The organism is Bacillus sp. 5RYD7K (assembly GCF_059831465.1).
In genome coordinates, this window is sequence record NZ_CP191200.1 from 1,639,261 (window position 1) to 1,665,410 (window position 26,150).

Below are 26,150 nucleotides of genomic sequence, written 5' to 3' on the forward strand. Positions count from 1 at the left end.
GATTGATGCTTAGTGAAAACATCAAATCCTTTCTTATGTTACTGCTGGTAGGGAGACTGCTGCTGAATGGTCTGCTGGAACTTCTGATACGATTGCTGAAGCTTTTGGGTGTCGGCCGCTTCAATGGAATACCAGCCATTTTGAAACATTACATCGTATAATCTTCTCTGCGCTTTTTGTGACTCATCGAAAATCGCCTGAATATCTTGATAAAGAGACTCGTGGCTGAACTCGTGCAGGGCTGTGCAATATGAAGACGTGATATACTTTTCCGTCGTCAGCAGTTCATTCACCAAGTCTCGGTCATTCATTTGCGCCGTATCGGGCACGGGCGTTTGCGGGTTAGTGATTTTTTGATTTTGCTGTTCCATGTATTGTCCTCCTATTGCATATAGCCTGTTGTTGTCTGTCCGCCTTGAGCGGGATTCAGGTGACCCAAAATGTTTTGATAATGCTTGTGGTGCATCCGGCCTATTTGTTCAAGCTCTTGTTTTAACGTCTGATTCTGGCAGTGTTCCGCCATGAAATGCGCTTTTTTCATGGCAAGCAGATTCCAGTTCAGCATGTCTTCAAGATACAAATGGTCTTTCGTTGAGATGACGGCAGGCGGCAAATGTCCGTGCTGCTCCTGGTTATTCATATAAACGCCTCCTTCAATTCTGTTCTTCTTAGCTTTCTCTGCGACCGGGATTTCATACACAAATAAAAGAAAAAGGAGGAGTTCGCCCTTGCTGCGGAGCATATGTTTATTTTTGTCGAAAAATAAAATGCTTACGAAATTCGCCCAGGCTTACGGCCTCCGCTTCGGCGCGGGAAGATTCGTTGCGGGGGAAACACTTCGAGAAGCTGTAAAAACGGTGAAGCGGCTGAACCAAAACGGGCTGTCGGCCTCGATAGATTATCTGGGTGAATATGCTGGGTCCCGGAAGGATGCCAAAAGGACGGCCGAAGAATGCAAAAAAGCAATCAGGGCGATCGCCGAGAATCAATTGGACTGTGAGCTGTCGCTGAAATTAACATCTATCGGTCTGGATATATCTGAGAATCTCGCCGAACAGCACATCAGAGACATATTGACGGAGGCAAAAGAACACTGCGTCCCCGTCACGATTGACATGGAGGACTATTCCAGATGCGCCCGCACGCTTGATCTGTATAAGCGGTGCAAACCGGATTTTCCGATGCTCGGCACCGTCATTCAGGCTTATTTGTACCGCGCGGCTGAAGACATCAGCAGCCTGATGCCATATAAGCCGCGGCTCAGACTTGTAAAAGGCGCATACAAAGAATCAGCGTCCGTTGCGTTTCCTGATAAAAAAGGGACCGATCTTCATTTCCAGCAGCTGATCAAGCTGCAGCTTTTGAGCGGGCATGAAACAGCGGTGGCGACACATGATGACCACATGATTTCGTATACGAAAACACTCATCAGCGAGCATCAGATTCCCCGGGAGCAGTTTGAATTCCAAATGCTGTACGGCATCAGAACGGAGCGGCAGAAGAAGCTTGCCGAAGAAGGATACAGGATGAGGGTGTACGTCCCGTACGGAACCGATTGGTACGGCTACCTGATGAGAAGAATTGCCGAACGCCCGGCAAATGCGGCGTTTGTGCTGAAAGGAATCTTCAAAAAATAACGGCTGCCTTAAAAAAGCAGCCGCAGTATGTTACTCCATGTTGTCTTTTTTATATTGCTGATTTTGGCTTGTCCGCTTGCCGCCGCCGTATTTTTGCTTCGGTCCCGCATTTCCTTTCATGCTTGCCGCGCTCACTGCGCCGGAAGACGGATCTTTTCTCCCTCGCACCATTCCCTTCACCTCCGGGTTTAAGTTTCCCGCCTGCGGCACAGAACATGCGGAAGCCAAAAAATTTAAAAAAATTCCATATTTGCTATTGAAGTCATCCTGAAAATCTTTTAAGATGAAAGAAGAAAAGGGTTTCATTTTTTTTGCCGAAAAAATGAATGACTATTCATTCAAAGTTCAAGGGGGATGACTCATGCACAAGTTTATAAAGAAAGCAGCCGTTCTCGGGTCAGGCGTCATGGGGTCCGGAATTGCCGCGCACTTGGCTAACATCGGAATTCCCGTCCTGCTGCTTGATATTGTGCCAAACGAGCTGACAAAGGATGAGGTGAAAAAAGGGCTGACATTAGAAAGCCCGGAGGTCCGCAGCAGACTGAGCCGATCGGCCATGCAAAAGCTGCTGAAGCAAAAACCGGCGCCGCTGACTTCAGCTGCCAATCTCGATTATATTACGGCGGGGAATTTGGAAGATGACGCGGCTGAGTTGAAGGATGCCGATTGGATTATTGAAGTCGTCGTCGAAAATCTTGACGTGAAAAAACAGATTTTCTCACTTGTTGATGAATACCGGAAACCGGGAAGCATCGTGTCCAGCAATACGTCCGGTATCTCCGTCACAAAAATGGCGGAAGGCAGATCTGCCGATTTTAAAGCTCATTTCTTAGGAACCCATTTCTTTAATCCGGCCCGCTACTTGAAGCTTCTGGAAATCATTCCGATTCAGGAAACAGATCCTGAGGTATTGCAATTTATGACTTCATTTGCCGAAAATACACTCGGAAAAGGTGTCGTCATCGCAAAAGACACGCCTAACTTTATCGCTAACCGCATCGGTACGTACGGCCTGTTGGTCACGGTAAGGGAAATGCTTTCCTCCGGCTGCCGCATCGGCGAGGTGGACACGGTGACCGGGCCTTTGATCGGCAGACCGAAAAGCGCGACCTTCAGAACCCTTGACGTCGTGGGGCTTGATACATTCGCCCATGTGGCAAAAAATGTTTATGATAAAGCCGACGGCGCTGAAAAAGACATGTTTAAGCTGCCGGAATTTATGAATGACATGCTGAAAAACAATTGGCTGGGCAGCAAATCCGGCCAAGGTTTTTACAAAAAAGAAGGTAAAACAATATATGAGCTCGATCCGCTTACCATGACATACGGCGAGCGCTCGAAAATGAAGACGCCCGCTTTAGAAGCCGCCAAACAGGCAAAGGGTGCCAAAGGGAAAATGAAAGCGCTTATATACTCTGATGACCGCGCCGGCCGCCTGCTTTGGAATATCACGTCGCAAACTCTCTTATACTCAGCCCGGCTTTTAGGTGAAATCGCTGATGATATCAAAGCGATTGACGACGCCATGAAATGGGGCTTCGGCTGGGAGCTAGGCCCGTTTGAAATATGGGATGCCATCGGTGTCAGAACATCAGCGGAGCGGCTTGAACAAGAAGGCGCAGACCTTCCCGGCTGGGTGAAAGAAATGCTTGACGAGGGCCATGAAACATTTTATATGAAGGAAAACGGAAGACGATTTTACTATTCAGACGGCCAATACAGGGCTGTGAAAGAAAATCCGAAACGGATCAGCCTGCAAACGGTAAAGGAAACAAAGGGCGTGATCAATAAAAACAGCGGCGCCAGTCTGATTGATCTCGGCGATGATATCGCGCTGCTGGAATTTCATACGAAAAGCAACGCGATCGGCTTAGACATTATTCAGATGATTGACAATGCGCTTGAGGAAACGGAGCGAAATTATAAAGGTCTTGTCATCGGAAACCAAGGCAGACATTTCTGCGCGGGAGCAAACCTTGCGATGATTTTAATGGAAGCTCAGGATGATAACTTCATGGAAGTCGATTTTGTCATCCGCCGTTTTCAGCAGACGATGCTGAACATCAAATACAGCGCCAAACCTGTTGTGGCGGCGCCGTTCGGAATGACACTCGGCGGAGGAACGGAAGTCTGTCTTCCGGCAGCACGCGTTCAGGCGGCGAGCGAATCGTATATGGGTCTTGTCGAAACCGGCGTCGGCCTTATTCCGGGCGGCGGGGGAAATAAAGAGCTGTACATGAATTACTTGAACGGCGGAAGTGAACTGATGGACGCGGCCATTAAAACCTTCGAAACCATTGCGCTTGCCAAGGTGTCCGGCTCGGCGCACGAAGCCCGTGATATGAAGATTTTGTCTGCGGCAGACCGTGTCAGCATGAATCAGGATCACCTGCTGCACGATGCGAAACAGCTGGCTGCTTATTTATATGACAGCGGATACCGCCCGCCTGCCCTCAAAAAAGTAAAAGTCACGGGAGAAACCGGCTGTGCTGCGTTACTGCTCGGAGCAGACCAAATGAGAAGATCCGGCTATTTATCAGATCACGATATGAAGATTGCGAAGAAGCTGGCCCATGTCATTGCCGGGGGAAGAGTCCCGTTCGGCACCGAGGTTTCAGAAGAATATCTACTCGAGATTGAAAGAGAAGCCTTTTTAAGCCTCGCTGGCGAGGCGAAATCTCAAGCGAGAATGCAGCATATGCTGGTCAAAGGCAAACCTTTACGGAACTAGGAGGGTGTTTATGAGAGAAGCAGTCATTGTGGCCGGTGCGAGAACGCCGGTCGGTAAAGCGAAAAAAGGGTCGCTTGCAGCCGTTCGTCCTGATGATTTAGGCGCGCTTTGTGTGAAAGAAACGCTGAAACGGGCAGGAGGCTATGAAGGAAACATAGATGACTTAATTATCGGATGTGCAACACCAGAAGCCGAACAAGGATTAAATATGGCGCGGAATATCGGTGCGCTGGCGGGGCTTCCTCATACGGTGCCGGCCATTACGGTGAACCGCTACTGCTCTTCCGGACTTCAATCCATCGCTTACGGTGCGGAAAAAATTATGATCGGCGCGGGCGACACCGTCATCGCCGGCGGGGCGGAATCCATGTCGCAAGTTCCGATGATGGGGCATGTGACCCGCCCGAATATCGCTTTGGCGGAGCATGCGCCTGAGTATTACATGAGTATGGGGCACACAGCGGAGCAGGTCGCCGAAACATACGGCGTATCCAGAGAAGACCAGGATGCATTTGCCGTCCGCAGCCATCAGAATGCCGCGAAAGCCCTTAAAGAAGGGAAATTTAATGACGAAATCGTGCCGGTTGAAGTATCGCTGACAGAAGTCGGGGATGACCATAAGCCGCGGAAAAAACAATTTACCTTTTCTCAAGATGAAGGCGTGCGCCCCGGCACATCGGCTGACGTATTGGCAAAGCTCCGTCCGGCTTTTTCTAAAACGGGAACCGTGACGGCCGGGAACTCTTCACAAACGAGTGACGGCGCGGCTGCTGTCATGCTGATGGATCGCGAAAAAGCTTCGTCGCTCGGATTGGCGCCGCTAGTCAAATTCCGTTCCTTTGCCGTAGGCGGCGTTCCCCCTGAGGTCATGGGGATCGGTCCGATTGAAGCTATTCCGCGGGCGCTCAAGCTTGCCGGACTCGAATTGCAGGATATCGGGCTTTTTGAATTGAATGAGGCCTTTGCTTCACAGGCCATTCAAGTTATCAGATCACTGGGAATAGATGAAGAAAAGGTGAACGTCAATGGGGGCGCCATCGCGCTCGGACATCCACTCGGCTGCACGGGGACGAAGCTGACCCTGTCACTCATACATGAAATGAAACGGAGAAACGAGCAATTCGGCGTGGTGACGATGTGCATCGGAGGCGGCATGGGCGCTGCCGGCGTATTTGAGCTCATTTAAACAAAGGGGGAAACGAATATGAAACAGGAAACGGTCAACGTCAAAAAAGGCGGCAGCTTTCTGATTGAGGAGACGGGATATGATCAAATATTCACTCCGGAGGACTTTACAGACGAACATAAAATGATCGGCAAAACGACAGAAGACTATGTCGTAAACGATGTGCTTCCTTATATTGATGAAATTGAAAACCATCAGTTTGAGCATTCAGTCAGACTGCTCAGAAAAGCCGGAGACTTGGGCCTCCTCGGAGCAGACGTGCCTGAAGAGTATGGCGGCATCGGCTTGGATAAAATCAGTTCAGCCTTCATTACGGAAAAATTTTCGCGTGCCGGCAGCTTTTCGCTATCTTACGGCGCTCACGTCGGTATCGGCTCATTGCCGATCGTGTTCTTCGGAACGGAAGAACAGAAAAAAACCTATTTGCCGGACTTGGCTTCAGGACAAAGAATCGCGGCATACGCCTTAACTGAGCCCGGTTCAGGTTCAGATGCCCTCGGCGCGAAAACAACGGCCGTTTTGAATGAAGCGGGCACACATTATATTCTCAACGGAGAAAAACAATGGATTACTAACTCCGCCTTTGCAGATGTCTTTGTCGTCTACGCAAAAGTGGACGGAGATAAGTTTTCCGCATTTATCGTAGAGAAAAATTATCCGGGCGTGTCAACAGGCCCTGAAGAGAAAAAAATGGGGATTAAAGGTTCATCGACGAGAACGCTGATTTTAGATCAGGCGGAAGTGCCGAAAGAGAACCTTCTTGGCGAAATCGGAAAAGGCCATGTCATCGCCTTTAATATCCTGAATATCGGACGCTACAAGCTTGCCGTCGGCACAATCGGCGCTTCTAAACGGGTGATTGAGCTGTCTGCCGCTTACGCAAACCAGCGCCGGCAATTTAAAACGCCGATTTCAAGCTTCACGCTCACTCAGGAAAAGCTTGCGACAATGTCGGCACGGCTTTACGCCATGGAGAGCTCTGTATACAGAACAGTGGGCTTGTTCGAAGATAATATGAGCCGGCTGACGGAAGAAGCGCAAAAAGACGGACGCGAAGTCGCAAAGTCAATCGCCGAGTACGCGATTGAATGCTCGCTCAACAAAATGTGCGGATCTGAAACGCTTGATTACATTGCCGACGAAGGCGTTCAAATTCACGGCGGTTACGGGTTTATGCAGGAATATGAAGTGGAGCGCGCCTATCGTGACTCGCGAATCAACAGAATTTTTGAAGGCACAAATGAAATCAACCGCCTGATCGTAACGAGCACGTTCCTGAAAAAAGCCGTAAAAGGGCAGCTTCCGCTCTTTGAAAAAGCGAAGGCGCTCCAGGAAGAGCTCATGATGCTGATGCCTGAAGAGCCGGGCTCAGAGCCTCTTGAACAGGAAAAATACATTGTCAGACAGGCGAAAAAGATCGCCCTCTTGACAGCGGGGCTCGCGGCGCAGAAATACGGAAAAGAGATCGAAGGCGAGCAGGAACTCATGGTGAACATCGCTGATATCGTCAGCGCGGTGTACGCTTTGGAATCTGCTGTCCTCAGAACGGAAAAAGCGATTGCGGCGGACGGTGCCGAAAAAGCCGCGCAAAAGCTGTTATATACGGAGATCTTTGCCCAGGAAGCCCTTCAGAATATTGAAGCGCATGCCAAAGAATCACTGATCGCCATGGAGGAAGGAGATTCCCTCCGCATGATGCTTTCCGTGCTGCGCAAACTGACGCGCCTGACACCGAAAAATCTGATCCGGAAAAAACGTGAAGCGGCTGCCGCTGTCTTCCGTGAAGAAAAATATATCGTCTGATCACATGCTGTAAGCGCTCCTTCATCCGGAGCGCTTTTTCATGAAGCAACGTTATAGGTTTTTACAAGTGATTGTGTTAAAATAACGACGATCATTTACAAGGGGTGAAGAAGATGTCGTTAAATTTTTACTGGTACCCTAAATGCGGAACGTGCCGTAATGCGAAAAAATGGCTGGAAGACCGCGGTAAGGAAATAAACGAGATACATATTGTGGAGGAAACTCCGTCGAAAGAAGAAATTAAAGACCTCTATGAAAAGAGCGGCCTTGAGCTGAGAAAGTTTTTCAACACGAGCGGCATGAAATACCGCGAGCTGAACCTAAAGGAAAAACTGTATCATATGTCAGAGGATGAACAGCTTGACCTTCTGGCATCTGACGGTATGCTCCTGAAACGCCCGATTACGACAGACGGCGAAAAAGTCACTGTCGGCTTCAAAGAAGACCAATTCGAAAAATATTGGATGTAATGCCGCGTTCTAAGAATTATGGTATCTTCTTATTATAAGAAAAAATTGGAGGGATTTAGATGAGCACACCGAAAGATATGCGTTATTCCAAAGAGCACGAATGGGTCAAAGTTGAGGACGGAAAAGCCCGTATCGGGATTACACATTTCGCGCAAGCCGAACTTGGCGATATCGTATTTGTCGAGCTTCCGGAAGTCGGCGCTGAAATTAAAGCGGACGAGCCATTCGGCAGCGTAGAATCCGTCAAAACCGTATCCGAATTGTACGCACCGATTAACGGAACGGTGACGGAAGTGAACGAAGACCTTGATGACAGCCCTGAATTCGTAAACGAATCTCCGTATGAAAAAGCGTGGATGATCGTCGTGGAACCGGCTGATGCTAAAGAAATCGAAAACCTCATGACTTCCGAGCAGTATGACGAAATGACACAGGAAGACTGATCGGATAGCAAAAGGGCCATTTGGACATTCTATCTGTAACGGGAGGTGTCTAATATGGCTTTTGATAAACAAAAGGTCGATGTGACGGAAAACGTCACGGGCCGCTTTCAAAACGGCCGGTTTTCCTTGTTTCATGAAAATGAAGCCATCGGCGAGATGACAGGCATGAACCAGTACGAGCTCAAACAGGGCTTTTCATTTGAGAATCAAAAATTTTATAAAACAGCCGATGTCATAAACGGCAGTGATCCGAAATATGTGGATTGCGATTATGAGAACGGCTGGTGTTAACAGTTGGCGGTGAATTTCACTGCCTTCTTTTTTAATCTGACGCTAAAACAATCGGCAGGTGATGCTTATGAACAACGAAGATGAAAAGGTGATCATCGTAGAAGGGAAATCGGATAAAATCAAAGTCAGAGAAGTGCTCATCGAACCCGCGGAAATCGTCTGTACAAACGGGACGATCGGCCAAACCGAACTGGAAGATTTGGCGGACCGCCTGTTTGACAGAGACGTCTTTATATTAACGGACGCAGATGAATCCGGAGAAAAATTAAGAAAACAGCTGAAACGGGAGCTTCCCGAAGCGCGCCATATCTATATAGACAGAACATACAGGCAAGTCGAGTCGTGCCCGGGCCATCATCTCGCATCTGTGCTGATCAGAGCCGGCCTTGATGCAGACCCTGTATTTTTGAAAAAGAACGACCTGAGGTGATAATCAAAATGAAAGAACTCCAAGAAAATGAACTCGAATTGATTCAGGATGACGTCTATCTCCTGTATTTGTACACCCCGTTTTGCGGCACATGCCAGCTGGCGTCCAAGATGCTTTCTGTCGTCGAAGAAATGCTGCCCGGCACCGCCTTCTATAAAAACAACGTGAATTATTCCCCCGCATTCGCCAAAGCCTATCAGATTGAGAGCGTTCCGTGCTTTTTGCTGTTTAAAGGCGGAGAACTTGTTGAGAAAGGATACGCCTTCCGCTCCGTTTCTTATTTATATGAGCTGATTAAACAAAAAACATCGCAAACGTTCCCGATGTGACAATTTTTACAGGAAAATGTCGTGCGGTTTATAAAGGGTTCTGTCCGTTAAAAAGAGAAAGTGTATGTATGGCCATTAAAACGGGAGGTTATACGAGTGGAGAAAATAGAAGTTTTGGAGAATGACGGACAGCATCTGTTTTTGAAACCGCTATTAAACGCCTCAACGCTGCTGATTACATTCCAGGGAGAAAAGGAAGCCTTAACGGTCTCAATTAACGGACAGGGAGAAATGAGAAAAACGTCGGTTTCAAAGGAAAAATCTAATTTGACCTTTTACGGAAACCAGACGGAAATCATCCATCTCCTGCACGGTGATGTCTCTTTGCAGAAGCTCATCCAAAGCGGAAAACTCAAAGTGAAAGGATCATTCCGGGCCCTGCTGAAGCTGGAGGCCATCCTCTGGCTGACAAACGGATTTTTTCAGACGATCAGCAAACGGCCGTAAACTGCCAATCTACTATGTGACAATAGCTTCCATTATTTATTTTATTGACTTTTTATCATTCGCCGTGCTATTCTACAGTAAGAATTTCCGGACGAAAATACGATATGTTTTCTCTTATCAAGAGAGGTGGAGGGAAGTGCCCTATGAAGCCCGGCAACCATCAACGATGTTGAAATGGTGCCAATTCACTCAAAGCGGTCTGCTTTGAAAGATGAGAGAAAGGCCTTTTTCAATAAGCCTTTCTGCTCATTTTTGCAGAAAGGCTTTTCTTTTGCGTAGAAAACCGGAAGATTTCTTAGAATAGTGTAAGGCAGGTGATTGCTTTGATCCATCTTCAAAATGTTTCAAAAATTTATAAAGCGAAGCATGGGGATGTCAATGCTGTCCAAGATGTCACTCTTGATATCAAAAAGGGCGAAATATTTGGAATTATAGGATATAGCGGAGCTGGTAAAAGTTCCTTAATCCGTCTTTTGAACGGCCTTGAAAAGCCGACGTCAGGTATCGTGGAAGTTGCGGGGACGGAATTAAATAAAGTAAGCAGCCGCGGGCTGAGAAAAGCGCGCCAGGAAATCAGCATGATTTTCCAGCATTTTAACCTTTTGTGGTCGCGCACCGTTCGGGAGAACATTATGTTTCCGCTGGAAATCGCCGGCGTGAAAAAAAGCGAACGGGTCCGCCGCGCCGATGAGCTGATTAAACTGGTCGGATTAGAGGGGAAAGAAAAGTCTTATCCGTCACAGCTGAGCGGCGGTCAAAAGCAGCGTGTCGGCATCGCCCGGGCGCTCGCCAACAATCCGAAAGTCCTTCTGTGCGATGAAGCGACATCAGCGCTCGACCCGCAGACGACCGATTCAATTTTGGATCTTTTATCCGATATAAATGACAGACTCGGTCTGACGATCGTGCTCATTACCCATGAAATGCACGTCATCCGAAAAATCTGCAACAGAGTCGCCGTTATGGAAAACGGGAAAGTCGTTGAAGAAGGCGAAGTGCTCCAAGTTTTCAGAAACCCGCGCGAACCGATGACCAAGCGTTTCGTTCAGCAGGTGACAGAACCGGAGGAGACGAAAGAAACCATCCAGCATTTTCTGCAGGAAACCGCGACAGGAAAAACGATTCAGCTTTCATTTGTCGGGCAGGCCGCCGAGCAGCCCCTCATTACGGAGATGATCCGAAACTTTGAGGTGGACGTCAATATTCTGCAGGGGAAAATCTCACAGACGAAGGACGGAGCCTACGGTTCTTTATTCATCCATATTGACGGTCAGGAAAAAGAAGTAGAAAACGTGATCCGGTTCATCAAAGACAAACAGGTAGAAGCAGAGGTGATCACAAATGTTTGAAAAATGGTTCCCGAACGTTGATTTAACCGAGCTGTGGACGGCCACATACGAGACCCTTTATATGACGGTCATCGCCTTAGTCTTTTCATTTGTCATCGGAGCGATACTCGGTCTTCTGCTCTTTTTAACGGGCAAGGGAAGCTTATGGGAAAATAAAATCATTAACACCGTGATTGCGGCGGTCGTTAATATTTTCAGGTCTATTCCGTTTCTTATTTTAATTATTCTGCTTCTCGGCTTTACTAAGATTTTAGTCGGCTCGATTTTAGGGCCGAACGCCGCATTGCCTGCGCTGATTATCGGCTCCGCGCCGTTTTATGCCCGGCTTGTTGAAATCGCGCTGCGGGAAGTCAATAAAGGAGTCATCGAAGCTGCCAGATCAATGGGAGCAAAGACATCGACGATTATCTTCAAAGTGCTGATTCCTGAATCAATGCCTGCGTTAATTTCGGGCATCACCGTTACAGCCATCGCCCTGATCGGATCTACCGCCATTGCCGGCGCCATCGGTTCAGGCGGACTCGGAAACCTTGCATATGTAGAGGGGTACCAGTCCAATAATACGGATGTAACGTTTGTAGCGACAGTATTTATACTCATCATCGTCTTTATCATTCAAATCATCGGTGATGTGATTACAAATATAATAGACAAAAGATAAGGGAGGATTTACATTGAAAAAGATTGTACTAAGTGCGCTGCTGCTTGTGTTCGCGGGAGTTTTGGCCGCCTGCGGATCAAACGGATCAAATAAAAAGGAAATCGTCGTCGCTGCGACAAAGACGCCGCACGCTGAAATCTTAAAAGAAGCGGAGCCGCTCCTGAAGGAAAAAGGCTACACATTAAAAGTAAAAGTGCTGAACGATTACAAAATGTACAACAAAGCGTTAGCTGATAATGAAGTGGATGCGAACTACTTCCAGCATGTTCCTTACCTTGAACAGGAAATGAAAGAAAATAAAGATTACAAACTCGTGAATGCCGGAGCCGTTCACCTTGAGCCGTTCGGTATTTATACGAAAAAATACAAATCACTGAAAGACCTGCCTAAAGGCGCGACCATCATCATGACAAACAACGTCGCTGAACAAGGCCGTATGCTGGCGATGCTTGAAAAAGCCGGACTGATTACACTTGATCCGAAGGTAAAAACGATTGACGCCACTACGAAAAACATTACGAAAAACCCGAAAAACCTGACATTCAAAAAAATCGCCCCTGAATTAACGGCGAAAGCATATAATGAAGAAGAAGGCGATGCAGTCTTCATTAACGTCAACTATGCGATTCAAAACAAACTGAATCCGTTAAAAGATGCGATTCAAGTGGAATCAACGAAAAACAACCCGTACGCAAACATCATCGCTGTGCGAAAAGGCGACGAAAAATCAGCGAAAATCAAAGCGCTTATGGAAGTGCTTCACTCTAAGAAAATCAAAGACTTTATTGAGAAAAAATACGACGGAGCCGTGCTTCCTGTATCTGAATAAAGCAAAAACCCCGGATGGATCATCCGGGGTTTTTTTCGGGTATTAATCGGAGAACTGTCCATAATAAAAAGGAAGGTTAACGATTGGAGGGAATGGCAGTGGCTCAATACCAGGATAACGGAAAAAGCGTGCATGACGCATTGAAACAATATAAAGAAGGTTTAGGCATATTCGAGCAAAAAATGCCGATGATGGGGCGGAAGTTTAATGAATTTACTGAACAGTGTTTTTCAGCGGATTCATTAACTGAAAAAGAGAAACAATTAATCGCTCTGGGCATCAGCATCAGCGCTCAAGATGAATTTTGCATGATTTATCACACGAAAGGCTGTCTTGATCAGGGTGCGACAGAGGAAAACATCCTTGAGGTCATCAGCGTCGCGGCGGCATTCGGGGGAGGCGCGGCTCTCAGTCAGGGAGTAACCCTCGTGCAGCAGTGCATTCAGGAATTCGGACATACAACGCATTAGAAAGAGCAATCGTATGAATACCGTTTTTCAGATAAAGCCAGCGCCGGTTACCGGCACATTCGAAAGGATTCAGGGGCACACTCCCTTTGGCCGGAGCAGAGGATCATTGTTACAATAGAAGCAAATATATGAAGGGATTGATTCATTATCTGCACCAGCCACGAGAGACTGGACCTTGACTATACGCCTGAAATGGAAAAAGCGATGCAGAAGTCACACGGCATCGGCTACGAGGAATACGGACGGCGTCTTTCAAAAAGGATGGAAGTCGAACGGCAGAGGGAGCTTGAGTACCAAAAAAGCAAGTTCCTCGCAGCGCAGCTTAATGAGAAAATCGGTCAGTAAAAAAGGGTGGAATTCCGCCCTTTTTCTGTTTTAAACAGCTTTAATTACACCCTGATCTTTGATAAACTTTAGGAATGTTCCGGGTAATATAAAAAGTTGTATTTACTTTTCATTTGTTATAAAATTAGAATGAGAATAAATTGAGAATAATGATTATATATTTTTGGAGGTATAGATATGGCTGCTTCAACATTAACGATCAAGGATCTTCACGTTGAAATCGAAGGAAAAGAGATCTTAAAAGGTGTAAACCTTGAAATAAAAGGCGGCGAATTCCACGCTGTCATGGGGCCGAACGGTACCGGTAAATCAACGCTTTCTGCAGCGATTATGGGACATCCGAAATACGAAGTCACTAAAGGCAGCATCACGCTTGACGGCAAGGATGTACTGGAAATGGAAGTGGACGAGCGCGCTCAGGCGGGTCTTTTCCTTGCGATGCAGTACCCAAGTGAAATCAGCGGTGTGACGAATGCCGACTTCCTTCGCTCTGCGATTAACGCACGCCGCGAAGAAGGCGATGAAATTTCTCTTATGAAATTCATCCGCAAAATGGACGAAAACATGGAGTTCCTTGAAATGGACCCTGAAATGGCGCAGCGTTACCTGAACGAAGGTTTCTCAGGCGGAGAGAAAAAACGCAACGAAATCCTTCAGCTTATGATGATCGAGCCGAAAATCGCCATTCTTGACGAGATCGATTCAGGTCTTGATATCGATGCGCTTAAAGTCGTTTCTAAAGGAATCAACAAAATGCGCAGCGAAAACTTCGGCTGCTTAATGATCACTCACTATCAGCGCCTTCTGAACTACATCACGCCGGATGTCGTTCACGTTATGATGCAGGGACGCGTTGTGAAATCAGGCGGTGCGGAGCTTGCACAGCGCCTTGAAGCGGAAGGTTATGACTGGATTAAACAAGAACTCGGCATTGAAGACGAAACTGTAGGTCAAGAAGCGTAAGCGTTAGGGGGATTAACATGACATTGGAAACGAAACTATCCGTAGATCAGGAATATGTCAAAGGCTTTTCCGAAAAGCATCAAGAACCTGCCTGGCTGAAAAACCTGCGCTTACAGGCTCTTGAAAAAGCTGAAGATCTGCCGCTGCCTAAGCCTGATAAAACAAAAATCACAAATTGGAACTTTACAAAGTTCAACAAGCATACAGTAGAAAACGCGCCGCTTGCTTCTTTGGAAGATTTAGCTGATGAAGCAAAAGCGCTGATCGATATCGAAAACGAAGACAAAACGTTATATGTGCAGCGTGACCAAACGCCTGCATTCCTGTCTCTCTCTAAAGAGCTGAAAGACAAAGGCGTTATTTTCACGGACATTTTAACGGCTGCCCGTGAGCACAGCGACCTCGTTGAGAAATACTTCATGAAAGACGGAGTAAAGGTCGACGAGCATAAACTGACTGCGCTTCATGCGGCATTAATGAACGGCGGAGCATTCCTTTATGTTCCTAAAAACGTTCAGGTGGAGACGCCTGTTCAGGCCGTTTACGTTCATGAAAGCAATGACACGGCATTGTTCAACCACGTGCTGATCGTCGCTGAAGACCACAGCTCCGTCACTTACGTTGAGAACTATATCAGCACGGTGAATCCGAAAGAAGCTGTATTCAACATTATCAGTGAAGTGATCACAGGTGATAATGCCAGCGTGACGTACGGTGCCGTTGACAACTTGTCAGCAGGCGTCACAACATACGTCAACCGCCGCGGAGCCGCGCGCGGACGCGACAGCAAAATCGAGTGGGCGCTCGGTCTGATGAACGACGGCGACACGATTTCTGAAAACACAACAAACCTCTACGGAGACGGCACATACGGCGATACGAAAACCGTGGTTGTCGGAAGAGGAGAACAGACGGAAAACTTTACGACGCAGATCATCCACTTCGGTAAAGCTTCAGAAGGCTATATTCTGAAGCACGGAGTCATGAAAGATGCCGCATCTTCCATCTTTAACGGCATCGGCAAAATTGAGCACGGCGCGTCTAAAGCAAACGCTGAACAGGAATCCCGCGTCTTGATGCTGAGTGAAAAAGCACGAGGCGACGCAAACCCGATTCTGTTAATTGATGAAGACGATGTAACTGCAGGACATGCGGCATCTGTCGGCCGTGTGGACCCTATTCAGCTTTACTACCTGATGAGCCGGGGAATTGCGAAAGAAGAAGCGGAACGCTTAGTCATTTACGGATTCCTTGCTCCGGTGGTAAAAGAACTTCCGATTGAAGGAGTTAAGAAACAGCTCGTCTCCGTCATCGAAAGGAAAGTAAAATAATGAATATCACTGATATTCGTGAACAGTTCCCGATCCTTCATCAGCAAGTGAACGGACATGACCTCGTGTACCTTGACAGCGCGGCGACTTCTCAGAAGCCGCGGTCTGTCATTGAAGCAGTGGATCAGTATTACAGCAAATACAATTCCAATGTTCACAGAGGCGTCCATACTCTTGGCACAAGAGCGACAGACGGCTATGAAGGAGCGCGTGAAAAAGTCCGTAAGTTTATCAATGCGAAGTCAATGGCTGAGGTCATTTTCACAAAAGGCACGACAACTTCACTGAATATGGTGGCGCTGAGCTATGCCCGCGCCAGCTTAAAACCAGGTGATGAAGTGGTCATCACCCAAATGGAGCATCATGCGAATATCATCCCGTGGCAGCAGGCTGTAAAAGCAACCGGCGCGACTTTAAAGTATATCCCGATGCAGGAAGACGGCACGCTTTCGCTGGAAGACGTCCGGCAGACGGTCACAAGCCATACGAAGATCGTGGCGGTCGCTCATGTGTCAAACGTGCTCGGCACGATCAACCCGATTAAAGAAATCGCCAAAATCGCTCATGACAACGGCGCGGTCATCGTGGTGGACGGAGCGCAGAGCACACCGCACATGAAAATCGATGTTCAGGATCTGGATTGCGACTTCTTCGCGCTTTCTTCCCATAAAATGTGCGGCCCGACGGGAATCGGCGTGCTGTACGGCAAGAAAGAACTGCTTGAGAATATGGAGCCGGCCGAATTTGGCGGCGAGATGATCGACTTTGTAGGGCTTTATGAATCAACTTGGAAAGAGCTTCCGTGGAAGTTTGAAGCAGGCACGCCGATTATCGCAGGCGCAATCGGATTGGGAGCCGCGATTGATTTTCTTGAAGAGGTCGGACTCGACGAGATTTCCCGGCATGAGCATAAGCTTGCGGCCTATGCGCTTGACCGTTTCGAACAGCTCGACGGCGTGACGGTATACGGACCGAAAGAGCGGGCGGGCCTTGTGACATTTAACCTTGATGAGGTTCACCCTCATGATGTCGCGACTGTCCTTGATGCTGAGGGCATTGCGGTCAGAGCCGGCCATCACTGCGCCCAGCCGCTCATGAAATGGCTGGATGTATCTGCTACTGCGAGAGCGAGTTTTTATCTGTATAATACAGAGGAAGAGATCGATAAGCTCGCGGAAGCTCTCCAAAAGACAAAGGAGTACTTTACAAATGTCTTTTAATGCAAATTTAGATACATTATACAGACAAGTGATCATGGATCATTACAAAAATCCGCGCAACAAAGGGGTTTTGGATGACAGCATCGTCGTCGATATGAACAACCCGACTTGCGGCGACCGGATCAGACTGACAATGAAGCTTGACGGCGATACCGTTCAGGAAGCGAAGTTTGAAGGGGAAGGCTGCTCCATCTCCATGGCTTCAGCTTCCATGATGACGCAGGCGATTAAAGGAAAAGATATTGATACCGCCCTTTCCATGTCTAAGATTTTCTCAGACATGATGCAAGGGAAAGAGTATGACGACTCAATAGATCTCGGGGATATTGAAGCCCTTCAAGGCGTTTCGAAATTCCCGGCCCGGATTAAATGTGCCACCCTTTCATGGAAAGCACTTGAAAAAGGAGTCGCTGGCGAAAAAGGCGGCAATTAAAAGATTGGAGTGAAAATGGATGGCTAAAAAAATGCCTGAAATTGGTGAATACAAGTACGGTTTTCACGATAAGGACGTTTCCATTTTCCGTTCAGAGCGCGGATTGACAAAAGAAATCGTAGAAGAAATTTCACGCATGAAAGAAGAGCCTCAATGGATGCTTGATTTCCGCCTGAAATCTCTTGAGCATTTCTACAACATGCCGATGCCGCAGTGGGGCGGGGATTTAAACTCTTTAAACTTTGACGAAATTACGTACTACGTAAAACCGTCTGAGCGTTCAGAGCGTTCTTGGGATGAAGTGCCTGAGGAAATTAAACAGACATTCGACAAACTCGGTATTCCTGAAGCTGAGCAAAAATACCTTGCCGGTGTTTCTGCACAGTACGAATCTGAGGTTGTGTACCACAACATGAAAGAAGATCTTGAAGAGCAAGGCATCGTCTTCAAAGACACAGACAGCGCGCTGAAAGAAAATGAAGACATTTTCCGCGAGCACTGGGCGAAAGTCATTCCGCCGACTGATAACAAGTTTGCGGCGCTGAACTCAGCTGTATGGTCCGGCGGATCTTTCATCTACGTGCCAAAAGGCGTGAAGGTTGAAACACCGCTTCAAGCGTACTTCCGTATCAACTCTGAAAACATGGGCCAGTTCGAACGCACGCTGATCATCGTTGACGAAGAAGCAAGCGTTCATTACGTAGAGGGCTGTACGGCTCCTGTGTACACGACAAACTCACTTCACAGCGCGGTTGTTGAAATCATCGTCAAAAAAGGCGGCTACTGCCGTTATACAACAATCCAAAACTGGGCGAACAACGTTTACAACCTTGTAACGAAACGTACGGTTTGTGAAGAAAACGCGACAATGGAATGGGTTGACGGAAACATCGGTTCTAAATTGACGATGAAATATCCGGCTGTCATTCTGAAAGGTGAAGGCGCGCGCGGCATGACGCTTTCTATCGCTCTTGCGGGCAAAGGACAGCATCAGGACGCAGGTGCGAAAATGATTCACCTTGCACCAAATACGTCATCCACAATCGTATCAAAATCGATTTCAAAGCAAGGCGGAAAAGTAACGTACCGCGGAATCGTCCACTTCGGACGGAAAGCGGACGGCGCCCGTTCAAACATCGAGTGCGATACGCTCATTATGGATAACAAATCAACTTCTGATACAATCCCTTACAATGAAATTCTGAACGACAACATTTCATTGGAGCACGAAGCGAAAGTATCAAAAGTTTCTGAAGAACAGCTTTTCTACTTGATGAGCCGCGGTATTTCTGAAGAAGAAGCAACTGAAATGATCGTTATGGGCTTCATCGAGCCGTTCACAAAAGAACTTCCGATGGAATACGCAGTTGAAATGAACCGTTTGATCAAGTTCGAAATGGAAGGCTCCATCGGTTAATAGTAAAACCCCGCCACATGGCGGGGTTTTTTTGTTTATTGAATCGTGAAATTTCCGTATTCGCTTGACCGGACATGAATCGGCCCGTTTAAATTGTAGTTCTTCTCTTTGACAATATCGCGGAAAACGTCGACACGGGCAACCGATTCTCTCCATTCATCCTGGGTGTCCTCATCTGACGGATTCATCAGATCATCATAGCGTACATCCAAAAATTTATTTAACCATTTCTTCTCGTCGGTTCCGTCTTTCGGTGACCCGCCCATTTTTTTGTTCGTGCGTTTAATCAGGGCATAGAAGGAGTCTGGATCATCGCCGTCGCCGTGCTGAATCACCGTATCGTACATCACCGCTTTTGCTAATGCTGTATTCAGTCCGGCTTGCTCTGAACGTTTCATCGCCGGCTGATAATACAAGCTGTCATTTACCTTATCCTGGGCAGCGCGGAAGGCCTTATCATTGCCAAGTGAGCGCCAGGCAGAAGCGAATCCTTTCAGATTGCTGATGTCATCGCTCTCGTCCTTCGCAAGCCGCCGTAATTCAGGCAAATACTTTTTCAAGTTGTTATTCGGCACCGCTTTCGTGTATACTTCGACTACTTCCAGGGCATCTCCGGTAGCCGTCGTAAAGCCGGCCCGGCCGCAGGTGTAACCTCTTCCGTCATCCAATGCTTCAACATAGCCGTATTGGATTTCCGTCTTGCCGTTTTCAAAGATGCTGGTCAGCTGTTCCGCCCGGCGCTTCTGATCCTTATTCAGCCCGGCCGCAAAAACCGTACCGCTCATCATCAGGGTAAAAAACATGGTGAAAATAAGAGATGAAACCGCCGTCTTCTTCCAAAAACCTGCTTTTTTTTTCAAACTGATTTTCATTGTCATACCCCTTTCATATGTAAGTTACGCACTCAGTATACATGAGGGGGTTATTTTTTGTTGAAAACACACGAATTTGTCAATATTTTGAATCATAAGCCCTATCCGGCGCTTCATAAAAAGAACGCATCTTCATCAGACAGATAATTCCGTTCTCTCATCATTCTCATCTGTAACATAGTCAATGCGATGAAACCCGCATTGTACAGCCTGCTGAAAAAGAGCTTCGAGCATGTCCGGATCTTTGCAATATAACGTTACATACGAGCAATCCGCGATGAGAAGCACAAGTTCACAGGAACTCTCCACATACTCCTCGTACGTATTGATTTCCGTTACCATCCCGCTCGGGAAAGCTTTCAATTCAGCAAAAATCATATAATAAAGGTTTCCTTCCAGACGCTGACGGAGTTCTTGACCCTCAATGATGCGCTGATTTTGCGGAAACAGGTCTGTATCGGTGTCTTCTTTGAACTCAGTATACGCCTCTCCATCACCGATAAACCACGTATAGGAAGAGATGGGGAACGGTTTTAATATGTCTGCCGCAAACCGTCCGAATTGATTTGGGATGTCAAAGGTAATGCCGCGTTTCATATTGTCCTCTCTCCTTTCGGCTTTTGAATATTATGGTATACTAGTTGGATAAATATTGAAAGGGCTTGACGGTATAACAACACGATACGGAATTGATGCGCCTTATGGGGCTTTTGGGTTTATTTTACTTGCGATCCTTTATGCCGCAGGCACGTTATGCGGCATGATTCCTGTTTTCTGGGGCTGGCTGACGGGCGCCTTGTTTTTAGTGCTCGGACTTTGGATGCTCTTGTATTCAACGGCCATTCAACTTTCACACCGCCATCGTATTCTGGCGCTTTCCGGTTTAAAGCCGGACATGAAGGTGCTTGATATTGGGACGGGACGGGGGCTGTTAGCGATTGCCGCGGCTCAAAAAGGCGCTGACGTCTCAGCGATTGACAAATGGTCAGGCTGGGATCTGGGCGGAAACGGGAGAGACGCATTTGAAAAGAACAGACGGACAGAAGGAGCGCGGGAAATTGCTTTGTATGACGGACTCGCGCAAGATATGCCGTTTCCTGATAAAACGTTTGACCTTGTCATTTCACATTTTGTCGTACACAACATTTCAGGCAGAAAAGAGAGGGAACGGGCGATCGCGGAAATGGCGCGAGTGCTGAAACCTGGCGGCACATTGGCTGTGTCAGATATAAAAAATACGTCTCAATACAGAAAGCTTCTTGAGGAAAACGGCTTCCAGACAAGAACTTATTCCTTTTATTATACGTTTCCGTTTTCGAAACTCATCATTGCTGTCAGGACTCCGGTAGGAACCGGGCGCTCCATTTGTTAAAATAAATAAGACAAAACAGACAGAAAAGGTGTTACACATGAAGTCTTATATCATTATCGGAGCCGGCATTCTCGGTGCGTCAGCGGCTTATCATCTCGCAAAGGCCGGTGCGGATGTAACGGTCATTGACCGGAAACACAAGGGGCAGGCGACTGACGCGGCGGCGGGAATCGTCTGCCCGTGGCTGTCGCAGCGCCGCAATCAGGCATGGTATGCGATCGCAAAAGGCGGAGCCCGTTATTATAACCAATTGATACAGCAGCTTGAAGCCGACGGAGAAACGGACACCGGTTATCAAAAGGTCGGTGCCGTCAGTCTCCATACGGATGAAAAAAAGCTCAGCCAAATGGAGGAAAGAGCTTATAAAAGAAGAGAGGACGCTCCTGAAATCGGTGACATTACGAGACTGACTCCGGCAGAAACGAAGGCATTGTTTCCTGCGCTGTCGGAGGAATACGGAGCGGTTCATATCAGCGGTGCGGCCCGGGTGAACGGGAGGGCGCTTCGTAAGGCGCTGTTAAACGCTGCCGTTAAGCACGGCGCGGCTGTTTACAATGAAGAGGCGTCAATATTGACAGAGGACGGTGCCGTCATCGGTGTGAAAACCGCAGAACGCACGCTTTTGGCCGATCAGGTTCTCGTAACAGCCGGCGCTTGGGCGAGAGAGCTGCTTGAGCCGCTCGGCATCCGCTTTTCAGTATCGTACCAAAAGGCGCAGATCGTTCATTTAGAGCTTCAGGATGAGGATACGGGCGGCTGGCCGGTCGTCATGCCTCCAAATGATCAATACATTCTCGCGTTTGCAAACGGCCGGATTGTAGCGGGCGCGACTCATGAAAACGATACCGGCATGGATTTGCGGGTGACGGCCGGCGGTCTCCGCGAGATTTTTGATAAAGCATTAACCGTGGCGCCGGGGCTTTCAGATAGTACTTTGATGGAGACAAGAGTCGGTTTCCGGCCGTTTACTCCCGGTTTTCTACCCGTCATCGGCAGACTGCCGAATATCAGCGGACTTCTCGTTGCCAACGGGCTGGGCGCCTCAGGGCTGACGAGCGGGCCGTATCTGGGGGCTGAACTGGCGAAACTCGCGCTCGATCAGCAGACAGAAATTGATTTGAGCCTTTATGATCCGGCCGGGGCGCTTGAATAAAAAATAGCTTTTAGCGCATTCTTATGATAGGATGGAGCTTTAATGAATAAGAGGACGTGACCCATTTTGATAAAAATAAACCTTCCTGCTCCTGATGTAACCATTACGGAACGGCAGCAGTCACCGTCGGAAAATGAACCGGCGATTAAAGCGATTTACGGTTTCATTGATTTTCACCGAATTCCGAGAGACAAAGGCGGCATCTTTATGTTTTATAACATTCATGATGAGCTGCTGTTTGTCGGGAAAGCCCGTAAATTAAGACAAAGAATCAAAAAGCATTTTGAAGACAATGTGTCGCCTGTTAAACATCACAGGGACGAAGTGTATAAAATTGAAGTATGTGTCGTCAATGATCCGATGGAAAGGGAGATTTACGAAACGTACGCGATCAATACCCTTCAGTCAAAATACAACATTGAGAAAGTATTTTATAAATAAGGAAAACCGGAGCCCTTCAAGGCTCCGGTTTTATTGTTGTTACAGTGCCAGCCACAGCACCGCGATGTGGACGATCAGCAGAAAGTATACGACGAGGAATAACTGGACGATCCGTTTTCTGAATAACATACAGACAACCATAAGCACGGGTAAAATCAGAACGCCGGCCGTTTTATTAATAGCTGTATTCGGACGGTTCGACACATCATAGTGGATGACCATATCAGCAGGAAGCAACGGATAACACACAATCGACAGAATAAAGGCGAGAGCCACAGCTCCCCACAGCACCTTATCATTCATCAAAAACATATGAACACTCCTTTTTTACATATAATAGTATATTAGTCCTAAAAATCTAATTTATCAATATTTTACCTGTTGGATGGTGTATAATCATGTCAATGAAATTTCCAAACAATAGGAGGGTTTCGATTGACTGACAAGAAGCAAACCGGCATGTTTTCATTCTTTCTTTTTATCATGGCCGCCTGGATCATCGTTTTGTTTTTAACCGTTATCGCGGCACTGCCAAGCTCCGCCATCCAATTAACCAAACATCAATCCAAAACCGTTTCTATGATTTATCCGCAAAGCTGGGGGTTTTTCAGTAAAGATCCGAGAGAAGACAGCCTGAATATCTATCTTCTTGATGCCGGGGAGGAGCTCAGATGGCCGAATAATTCTCTGAAAAACGTGATCGGCTTAAATCGGCACGGACGGACGCAAGGGATAGAACTCGGCCTTATGCTGGAAAAGCTGCCTTCCAAAGAAAAGTGGAACGACTTCACGGCCGGCCAAGACTTTAAGAATACCACATTTTTGAAGGTGAAAAATGAGTCTCCCTCCCCAAGGCTGAAAGGAAAAATGATCATTACATATGAACGCATTACCCCATGGGCATGGAGCAGCCATACTGAAACGAAACGAACCATCAAAAAATACATCGGAGTGGATGTCAATTGATTCAGGATGCAAAAAAGCAGCTCACCTTATGGATGATGAAGAATCCTCCTTGGACAAATGTGTATGGTCTTGCCAGAAGTTTAATCGCGCTCGGCACGCTTCTGACATTGCTGTTCAATCCGGCATCTGTCTTCTTTAAAACGCAAAATCAAATGCTCAGCTTTTCCGATACGTTCAGCCTGTTCTTGCTGTTTCCCGATTTCCGTTACATTGAGGTCGTCAAAGCCGTTTGTATCTGTATTTTAATTCTGGTTGTCATTGGCTGGCGGCCCCGCCTAACCGGTTTTTTTCACTGGTGGATTTCATACAGCTTCCAAAACTCCGCCGTTACCCTTGACGGGGGAGATCAGGTGGCTGCCGTCTTTACGCTGCTGCTGCTCCCCTTGACATTAACTGATCCGCGGAAATGGCACTGGTCTCCGTACGAAGCGTCTTTTGAGAAAAGGCCGCTTGAGCCTTATTACCGTTCCTTATGCTGGGCGACACTGACAATCATCAGAATACAGGTCGCGATGCTGTACTTTAACTCCGTCATTGCCAAACTGATGGAAGAAGAGTGGCAGAACGGCACCGCCGTTTATTACTATTTGAACGATCCGATGCTGGGGCTGCCGGATGCGCTTCACAGTCTGTTTGACTTTATGTTGCAGTCAAAGCTTGTCATCATCCCGACTTGGGGCACGCTCATTGTGCAAACTATTATGTTCTGCGCTTTGTTCGCTCCGAAAAAATATTGGCGCCTGATCTTGTTTATATCCATTTTTATGCATGAAATTTTTGCTGTCATGCTTGGGCTTACCTCATTTTCCATTACAGTGTCTGGTATTTTGGTCCTGTTTTTGGTGCCGGCAGAGAAAACAGTAGCTTTGAACCATTACAATCCCTATTTTATCAGATACAATTTTCTCAATAAAAGGAAAAGGAGGAAATTATATGGTTAAAAGTAAAAGGTCAGCTGCCGCCATGCTGCTGGTGTTTGTTTTAATGGTCGCATTAGTCGGCCCGCATGCCACAGCGCAAACGAAGCCAGCCGTCTCTTATTCGGGTGAAGACATTTTTTCCGGCATCTTTTTTGGACAAGGTGAGGTCGCAAAGCTTCTTCCCGAGGTATGGGATACCAAAGCTGTCAAAAAGATTAATCAGGACGAATTAAAGCAAGTTTCCGATCAGGTGATCGCTGATATTAAAAAGTCATCGCCGGATTATTTTAAAAAGTTAAAAACGGCTGTCTACAGCGGCGATTATGAGAAAGTGAACAGCGTCATTGATCAAGGTTCACAGATTATGGCGAAAGTGCTGAAAGAAGAATTTGACAAAAAAAGCATGGACAAAGGAAAATCAACGGCCATCGGCCAATGCGCAACGGCAGTTTGGGTGTTTTTAAACGCGGCAGCCGCCATTGAGACGATCGCTCTTGCGGTAGCGGCCATCATTTTGACCGTAGCAAGCGTTGACGAAGATTCCGACTTAGGCAAAGAGCAGCTCATCGCTAATGTCGTGGACCGCATTAATGCGCAGCACTGAAGCTGAAGAAAGAAACGCTAAGGAAATCGGCCTTAGCGTTTTTTTATTTGCAGCATCTTTTTTAAATATGCCTCTGAATCAAAGCCGAGCTCCTCGTCGGCTTCTTTTTTCAGTTCAAGCTGAAGGCGCACGTATTTGTCATAGGTCGGACTGAGCTTTTGAAGGAGATTGCTGAAAGGCGAACCTGCCTTAAGTGCCGGCAGATCCGAAGCGGATTCCCCGACCTTGATCAGGTTTTCTCTGTATTCTTCATCTGTCTGCACTCTTTTTACGAGCTGAATGATTGTGTTTTTATGAGTGTCCCAAGTAGCGGGGTCTCTCTCCAAAATCCGCTCGATGAATTGGTCATGCTGGGCTTTGTGCTGCTGGAGCTGAGCCGGATCCTCGCTGCCGACCAGTTGCATCATCGGGTGTGCGGCCGGCACTTCTTCCATATCATCCAATACTTTAATAAGCTCCGCCCATGTCGTTTTTTTCTCATCTGTATCAATAGAAAAGTCGAGGAACGGTTCAAACAGCGCGGCGATAAATTTTCCGAAATCTCCCGGGAACAGTTTTTTCAGCTGAAGCCCCATATACTTCGGTTCGTCTATTTGGACTTCGCCGATGTCATGTAAAATGGAATCGACATTTTCTGCACCCTCCACGCGTTTGAGCAGCAGTTCGGTGAGTTTCCGTTCCTGCTCAAGCCCTTCAATCTGCCGGCTGAGCTTTTGATGCTGCTGCTGCAGTATCTCATGCAGGCTGCTGCCCTCTAAGAGGAACGCTTTAATATCGCTTACGGAAAGTGCCAGCATTCGGAGGGCGGCAATCATTTTCAGTGTATTTACATCCTTTGCGGAATACTCACGGTATCCGTTATCAGGGTTTTTGCTGACGGTGATTAAACCTTCCTGCTCGTAATATTTGATGGCTTTTTTCGTGAGACCCGTCTGCCGGGCGGCTTCTTTTATATTCATTCTGCATCACTCCCTGCTTTTATTCTAAACGTGTCTCTAAGGGTCAGGTCAAGAGAGTGCGGGAATTAAGGCGATCTC

The 26,150-nt window shown here is 47.3% G+C and carries 32 protein-coding genes, 1 pseudogene and 1 riboswitch; of the genes and pseudogenes, 26 read left to right on the forward strand and 7 right to left on the reverse strand.

The window, feature by feature from the left end; all coding sequences use genetic code 11:
- Nucleotides 1-38: 38 nt before the first annotated feature.
- Nucleotides 39-371 (reverse strand): spore coat protein, encoded by a 333-nt coding sequence (locus ACQE26_RS08120; RefSeq protein ID WP_045926004.1) that lies wholly within the window; start codon nt 369-371, stop codon nt 39-41.
- Nucleotides 372-382: 11 nt separating this feature from the next.
- Entirely contained in the window at nt 383-640 is a 258-nt protein-coding gene (locus tag ACQE26_RS08125; RefSeq protein ID WP_016937996.1) for a hypothetical protein, read from the reverse strand.
- Between the two features lie 88 nt (nt 641-728).
- Here ACQE26_RS08125 and ACQE26_RS08130 point away from each other — a divergent pair, with 88 nt between their 5' ends.
- Nucleotides 729-1,637, forward strand: a complete 909-nt coding sequence (locus ACQE26_RS08130; RefSeq protein ID WP_500471219.1) for a proline dehydrogenase family protein — start codon at nt 729-731, stop codon at nt 1,635-1,637.
- Between the two features lie 30 nt (nt 1,638-1,667).
- Here ACQE26_RS08130 and ACQE26_RS08135 read toward each other — a convergent pair whose 3' ends face one another.
- On the reverse strand, nt 1,668-1,808 hold the full coding sequence (locus tag ACQE26_RS08135; RefSeq protein ID WP_076982541.1) for a YuzL family protein: 141 nt from the start codon (nt 1,806-1,808) through the stop codon (nt 1,668-1,670).
- A 190-nt stretch (nt 1,809-1,998) separates the two neighbouring features.
- Between ACQE26_RS08135 and ACQE26_RS08140 the strand changes: the two genes are divergently transcribed.
- The 19 genes from ACQE26_RS08140 to sufB all read left to right on the forward strand — a co-directional run bounded on the left by ACQE26_RS08140 (nt 1,999) and on the right by sufB (nt 18,785).
- The gene (locus ACQE26_RS08140; RefSeq protein WP_500471221.1) at nt 1,999-4,368 is read left to right on the forward strand and encodes a 3-hydroxyacyl-CoA dehydrogenase/enoyl-CoA hydratase family protein; all 2,370 of its coding nucleotides are present in this window, start codon (nt 1,999-2,001) and stop codon (nt 4,366-4,368) included.
- Nucleotides 4,369-4,378: 10 nt separating this feature from the next.
- Nucleotides 4,379-5,554: an acetyl-CoA C-acetyltransferase gene (locus tag ACQE26_RS08145; RefSeq protein WP_003151841.1), complete on the forward strand. Its 1,176-nt coding sequence runs from the start codon at nt 4,379-4,381 to the stop codon at nt 5,552-5,554.
- A gap of 18 nt (nt 5,555-5,572) precedes the next feature.
- On the forward strand, nt 5,573-7,357 hold the full coding sequence (locus ACQE26_RS08150; protein WP_500471222.1) for an acyl-CoA dehydrogenase FadE: 1,785 nt from the start codon (nt 5,573-5,575) through the stop codon (nt 7,355-7,357).
- Between the two features lie 113 nt (nt 7,358-7,470).
- On the forward strand, nt 7,471-7,827 hold the full coding sequence (locus ACQE26_RS08155) for an arsenate reductase family protein (RefSeq protein WP_049627325.1): 357 nt from the start codon (nt 7,471-7,473) through the stop codon (nt 7,825-7,827).
- Nucleotides 7,828-7,886: 59 nt separating this feature from the next.
- Nucleotides 7,887-8,270, forward strand: a complete 384-nt coding sequence (gene gcvH, locus ACQE26_RS08160) for a glycine cleavage system protein GcvH (protein ID WP_500471223.1) — start codon at nt 7,887-7,889, stop codon at nt 8,268-8,270.
- A gap of 54 nt (nt 8,271-8,324) precedes the next feature.
- Nucleotides 8,325-8,561: a YusG family protein gene (locus ACQE26_RS08165; protein ID WP_016938003.1), complete on the forward strand. Its 237-nt coding sequence runs from the start codon at nt 8,325-8,327 to the stop codon at nt 8,559-8,561.
- Nucleotides 8,562-8,628: 67 nt separating this feature from the next.
- A complete protein-coding gene (locus ACQE26_RS08170; protein WP_438420595.1) occupies nt 8,629-8,991 on the forward strand; it encodes a toprim domain-containing protein in 363 nt (120 codons plus the stop codon).
- Between the two features lie 8 nt (nt 8,992-8,999).
- Nucleotides 9,000-9,320 (forward strand): thioredoxin family protein, encoded by a 321-nt coding sequence (locus ACQE26_RS08175; protein WP_016938005.1) that lies wholly within the window; start codon nt 9,000-9,002, stop codon nt 9,318-9,320.
- A 96-nt stretch (nt 9,321-9,416) separates the two neighbouring features.
- Nucleotides 9,417-9,767, forward strand: coding sequence for an SCP2 sterol-binding domain-containing protein (locus tag ACQE26_RS08180; RefSeq protein ID WP_500471225.1), 351 nt, complete (start codon nt 9,417-9,419; stop codon nt 9,765-9,767).
- Between the two features lie 111 nt (nt 9,768-9,878).
- Nucleotides 9,879-9,985, forward strand: a riboswitch (SAM riboswitch).
- Between the two features lie 105 nt (nt 9,986-10,090).
- Nucleotides 10,091-11,116 carry a methionine ABC transporter ATP-binding protein MetN gene (gene metN / locus ACQE26_RS08185; protein ID WP_438420593.1) on the forward strand — a complete coding sequence of 342 codons (1,026 nt, stop codon included), beginning with the start codon at nt 10,091-10,093 and terminating at the stop codon, nt 11,114-11,116.
- Complete coding sequence (locus tag ACQE26_RS08190; RefSeq protein WP_064778644.1) at nt 11,109-11,777, forward strand: methionine ABC transporter permease; 669 nt, start codon at nt 11,109-11,111, stop codon at nt 11,775-11,777. The genes metN and ACQE26_RS08190 overlap by 8 nt, the downstream gene beginning before the upstream one ends.
- Nucleotides 11,778-11,790: 13 nt before the next feature.
- A complete protein-coding gene (gene metQ / locus ACQE26_RS08195) occupies nt 11,791-12,606 on the forward strand; it encodes a methionine ABC transporter substrate-binding lipoprotein MetQ (protein ID WP_500471227.1) in 816 nt (271 codons plus the stop codon).
- Nucleotides 12,607-12,698: 92 nt separating this feature from the next.
- Nucleotides 12,699-13,076 (forward strand): carboxymuconolactone decarboxylase family protein, encoded by a 378-nt coding sequence (locus tag ACQE26_RS08200; RefSeq protein ID WP_031306536.1) that lies wholly within the window; start codon nt 12,699-12,701, stop codon nt 13,074-13,076.
- 192 nt (nt 13,077-13,268) lie between these two features.
- Nucleotides 13,269-13,421, forward strand: a complete 153-nt coding sequence (locus tag ACQE26_RS08205; protein ID WP_003151857.1) for a YuzK family famiily protein — start codon at nt 13,269-13,271, stop codon at nt 13,419-13,421.
- 177 nt (nt 13,422-13,598) lie between these two features.
- The gene (sufC, locus tag ACQE26_RS08210) at nt 13,599-14,384 is read left to right on the forward strand and encodes a Fe-S cluster assembly ATPase SufC (RefSeq protein ID WP_003151872.1); all 786 of its coding nucleotides are present in this window, start codon (nt 13,599-13,601) and stop codon (nt 14,382-14,384) included.
- Between the two features lie 17 nt (nt 14,385-14,401).
- Nucleotides 14,402-15,715, forward strand: a complete 1,314-nt coding sequence (sufD, locus tag ACQE26_RS08215; RefSeq protein ID WP_016938012.1) for a Fe-S cluster assembly protein SufD — start codon at nt 14,402-14,404, stop codon at nt 15,713-15,715.
- Nucleotides 15,715-16,935, forward strand: a complete 1,221-nt coding sequence (gene sufS, locus ACQE26_RS08220) for a cysteine desulfurase SufS (RefSeq protein ID WP_045926011.1) — start codon at nt 15,715-15,717, stop codon at nt 16,933-16,935. The genes sufD and sufS overlap by 1 nt, the downstream gene beginning before the upstream one ends.
- A complete protein-coding gene (gene sufU / locus ACQE26_RS08225) occupies nt 16,925-17,368 on the forward strand; it encodes a Fe-S cluster assembly sulfur transfer protein SufU (protein WP_003151877.1) in 444 nt (147 codons plus the stop codon). The genes sufS and sufU overlap by 11 nt, the downstream gene beginning before the upstream one ends.
- A 19-nt stretch (nt 17,369-17,387) precedes the next feature.
- Nucleotides 17,388-18,785: a Fe-S cluster assembly protein SufB gene (sufB, locus tag ACQE26_RS08230; RefSeq protein ID WP_007410090.1), complete on the forward strand. Its 1,398-nt coding sequence runs from the start codon at nt 17,388-17,390 to the stop codon at nt 18,783-18,785.
- Between the two features lie 35 nt (nt 18,786-18,820).
- Here the strand turns inward: sufB and csn are convergent, their stop codons facing one another.
- Complete coding sequence (gene csn / locus ACQE26_RS08235) at nt 18,821-19,657, reverse strand: chitosanase (protein WP_500471228.1); 837 nt, start codon at nt 19,655-19,657, stop codon at nt 18,821-18,823.
- Between the two features lie 135 nt (nt 19,658-19,792).
- Nucleotides 19,793-20,254 (reverse strand): DUF2691 family protein, encoded by a 462-nt coding sequence (locus tag ACQE26_RS08240; RefSeq protein WP_500471229.1) that lies wholly within the window; start codon nt 20,252-20,254, stop codon nt 19,793-19,795.
- 73 nt (nt 20,255-20,327) lie between these two features.
- Here ACQE26_RS08240 and ACQE26_RS08245 point away from each other — a divergent pair, with 73 nt between their 5' ends.
- From ACQE26_RS08245 to ACQE26_RS08255, 3 genes are all read left to right on the forward strand, one after another.
- Nucleotides 20,328-21,029 carry a class I SAM-dependent methyltransferase gene (locus tag ACQE26_RS08245; RefSeq protein ID WP_500471477.1) on the forward strand — a complete coding sequence of 234 codons (702 nt, stop codon included), beginning with the start codon at nt 20,328-20,330 and terminating at the stop codon, nt 21,027-21,029.
- 37 nt (nt 21,030-21,066) lie between these two features.
- The gene (locus ACQE26_RS08250) at nt 21,067-22,182 is read left to right on the forward strand and encodes an NAD(P)/FAD-dependent oxidoreductase (protein ID WP_500471231.1); all 1,116 of its coding nucleotides are present in this window, start codon (nt 21,067-21,069) and stop codon (nt 22,180-22,182) included.
- Between the two features lie 66 nt (nt 22,183-22,248).
- A complete protein-coding gene (locus tag ACQE26_RS08255; RefSeq protein WP_003151888.1) occupies nt 22,249-22,623 on the forward strand; it encodes a nucleotide excision repair endonuclease in 375 nt (124 codons plus the stop codon).
- A 39-nt stretch (nt 22,624-22,662) separates the two neighbouring features.
- Here ACQE26_RS08255 and ACQE26_RS08260 read toward each other — a convergent pair whose 3' ends face one another.
- Nucleotides 22,663-22,935: a DUF1648 domain-containing protein gene (locus ACQE26_RS08260; RefSeq protein WP_500471232.1), complete on the reverse strand. Its 273-nt coding sequence runs from the start codon at nt 22,933-22,935 to the stop codon at nt 22,663-22,665.
- A gap of 123 nt (nt 22,936-23,058) precedes the next feature.
- On the opposite strand from ACQE26_RS08260, the gene ACQE26_RS08265 reads away from it, so the two are divergent.
- The 3 genes and pseudogenes from ACQE26_RS08265 (at nt 23,059) to ACQE26_RS08275 (ending at nt 25,113) form a co-directional block, all read left to right on the forward strand.
- Complete coding sequence (locus tag ACQE26_RS08265) at nt 23,059-23,589, forward strand: SdpA family antimicrobial peptide system protein (RefSeq protein WP_438420588.1); 531 nt, start codon at nt 23,059-23,061, stop codon at nt 23,587-23,589.
- Between the two features lie 32 nt (nt 23,590-23,621).
- A pseudogene (locus tag ACQE26_RS08270) lies at nt 23,622-24,438 on the forward strand (sporulation-delaying protein SdpB family protein); the annotation flags it as partial.
- A gap of 84 nt (nt 24,439-24,522) precedes the next feature.
- Nucleotides 24,523-25,113 (forward strand): sporulation delaying protein family toxin, encoded by a 591-nt coding sequence (locus tag ACQE26_RS08275; RefSeq protein ID WP_060964350.1) that lies wholly within the window; start codon nt 24,523-24,525, stop codon nt 25,111-25,113.
- A 32-nt stretch (nt 25,114-25,145) separates the two neighbouring features.
- Here ACQE26_RS08275 and ACQE26_RS08280 read toward each other — a convergent pair whose 3' ends face one another.
- Nucleotides 25,146-26,072, reverse strand: coding sequence for a MerR family transcriptional regulator (locus tag ACQE26_RS08280; protein ID WP_438420586.1), 927 nt, complete (start codon nt 26,070-26,072; stop codon nt 25,146-25,148).
- Nucleotides 26,073-26,150: the final 78 nt, after the last annotated feature.

Bases quoted from the DNA above. Each gene is read 5' to 3' on its own strand.
- ACQE26_RS08205 (WP_003151857.1), top strand. From the start codon at position 13,269: ATGGAAAAAGCGATGCAGAAGTCACACGGCATCGGCTACGAGGAATAC.
- csn (WP_500471228.1), bottom strand. From the start codon at position 19,657: ATGAAAATCAGTTTGAAAAAAAAAGCAGGTTTTTGGAAGAAGACGGCG.
- ACQE26_RS08260 (WP_500471232.1), bottom strand. From the start codon at position 22,935: ATGTTTTTGATGAATGATAAGGTGCTGTGGGGAGCTGTGGCTCTCGCC.
- ACQE26_RS08165 (WP_016938003.1), top strand. From the start codon at position 8,325: ATGGCTTTTGATAAACAAAAGGTCGATGTGACGGAAAACGTCACGGGC.
- ACQE26_RS08190 (WP_064778644.1), top strand. From the start codon at position 11,109: ATGTTTGAAAAATGGTTCCCGAACGTTGATTTAACCGAGCTGTGGACG.
- sufS (WP_045926011.1), top strand. From the start codon at position 15,715: ATGAATATCACTGATATTCGTGAACAGTTCCCGATCCTTCATCAGCAA.
- ACQE26_RS08120 (WP_045926004.1), bottom strand. From the start codon at position 371: ATGGAACAGCAAAATCAAAAAATCACTAACCCGCAAACGCCCGTGCCC.
- ACQE26_RS08240 (WP_500471229.1), bottom strand. From the start codon at position 20,254: ATGAAACGCGGCATTACCTTTGACATCCCAAATCAATTCGGACGGTTT.
- sufB (WP_007410090.1), top strand. From the start codon at position 17,388: ATGGCTAAAAAAATGCCTGAAATTGGTGAATACAAGTACGGTTTTCAC.
- gcvH (WP_500471223.1), top strand. From the start codon at position 7,887: ATGAGCACACCGAAAGATATGCGTTATTCCAAAGAGCACGAATGGGTC.
- sufD (WP_016938012.1), top strand. From the start codon at position 14,402: ATGACATTGGAAACGAAACTATCCGTAGATCAGGAATATGTCAAAGGC.
- ACQE26_RS08280 (WP_438420586.1), bottom strand. From the start codon at position 26,072: ATGAATATAAAAGAAGCCGCCCGGCAGACGGGTCTCACGAAAAAAGCC.
- ACQE26_RS08135 (WP_076982541.1), bottom strand. From the start codon at position 1,808: ATGGTGCGAGGGAGAAAAGATCCGTCTTCCGGCGCAGTGAGCGCGGCA.
- ACQE26_RS08250 (WP_500471231.1), top strand. From the start codon at position 21,067: ATGAAGTCTTATATCATTATCGGAGCCGGCATTCTCGGTGCGTCAGCG.
- ACQE26_RS08275 (WP_060964350.1), top strand. From the start codon at position 24,523: ATGGTTAAAAGTAAAAGGTCAGCTGCCGCCATGCTGCTGGTGTTTGTT.
- ACQE26_RS08140 (WP_500471221.1), top strand. From the start codon at position 1,999: ATGCACAAGTTTATAAAGAAAGCAGCCGTTCTCGGGTCAGGCGTCATG.
- sufC (WP_003151872.1), top strand. From the start codon at position 13,599: ATGGCTGCTTCAACATTAACGATCAAGGATCTTCACGTTGAAATCGAA.
- ACQE26_RS08175 (WP_016938005.1), top strand. From the start codon at position 9,000: ATGAAAGAACTCCAAGAAAATGAACTCGAATTGATTCAGGATGACGTC.
- ACQE26_RS08200 (WP_031306536.1), top strand. From the start codon at position 12,699: ATGGCAGTGGCTCAATACCAGGATAACGGAAAAAGCGTGCATGACGCA.
- ACQE26_RS08125 (WP_016937996.1), bottom strand. From the start codon at position 640: ATGAATAACCAGGAGCAGCACGGACATTTGCCGCCTGCCGTCATCTCA.
- sufU (WP_003151877.1), top strand. From the start codon at position 16,925: ATGTCTTTTAATGCAAATTTAGATACATTATACAGACAAGTGATCATG.
- ACQE26_RS08150 (WP_500471222.1), top strand. From the start codon at position 5,573: ATGAAACAGGAAACGGTCAACGTCAAAAAAGGCGGCAGCTTTCTGATT.
- ACQE26_RS08170 (WP_438420595.1), top strand. From the start codon at position 8,629: ATGAACAACGAAGATGAAAAGGTGATCATCGTAGAAGGGAAATCGGAT.
- ACQE26_RS08155 (WP_049627325.1), top strand. From the start codon at position 7,471: ATGTCGTTAAATTTTTACTGGTACCCTAAATGCGGAACGTGCCGTAAT.
- ACQE26_RS08145 (WP_003151841.1), top strand. From the start codon at position 4,379: ATGAGAGAAGCAGTCATTGTGGCCGGTGCGAGAACGCCGGTCGGTAAA.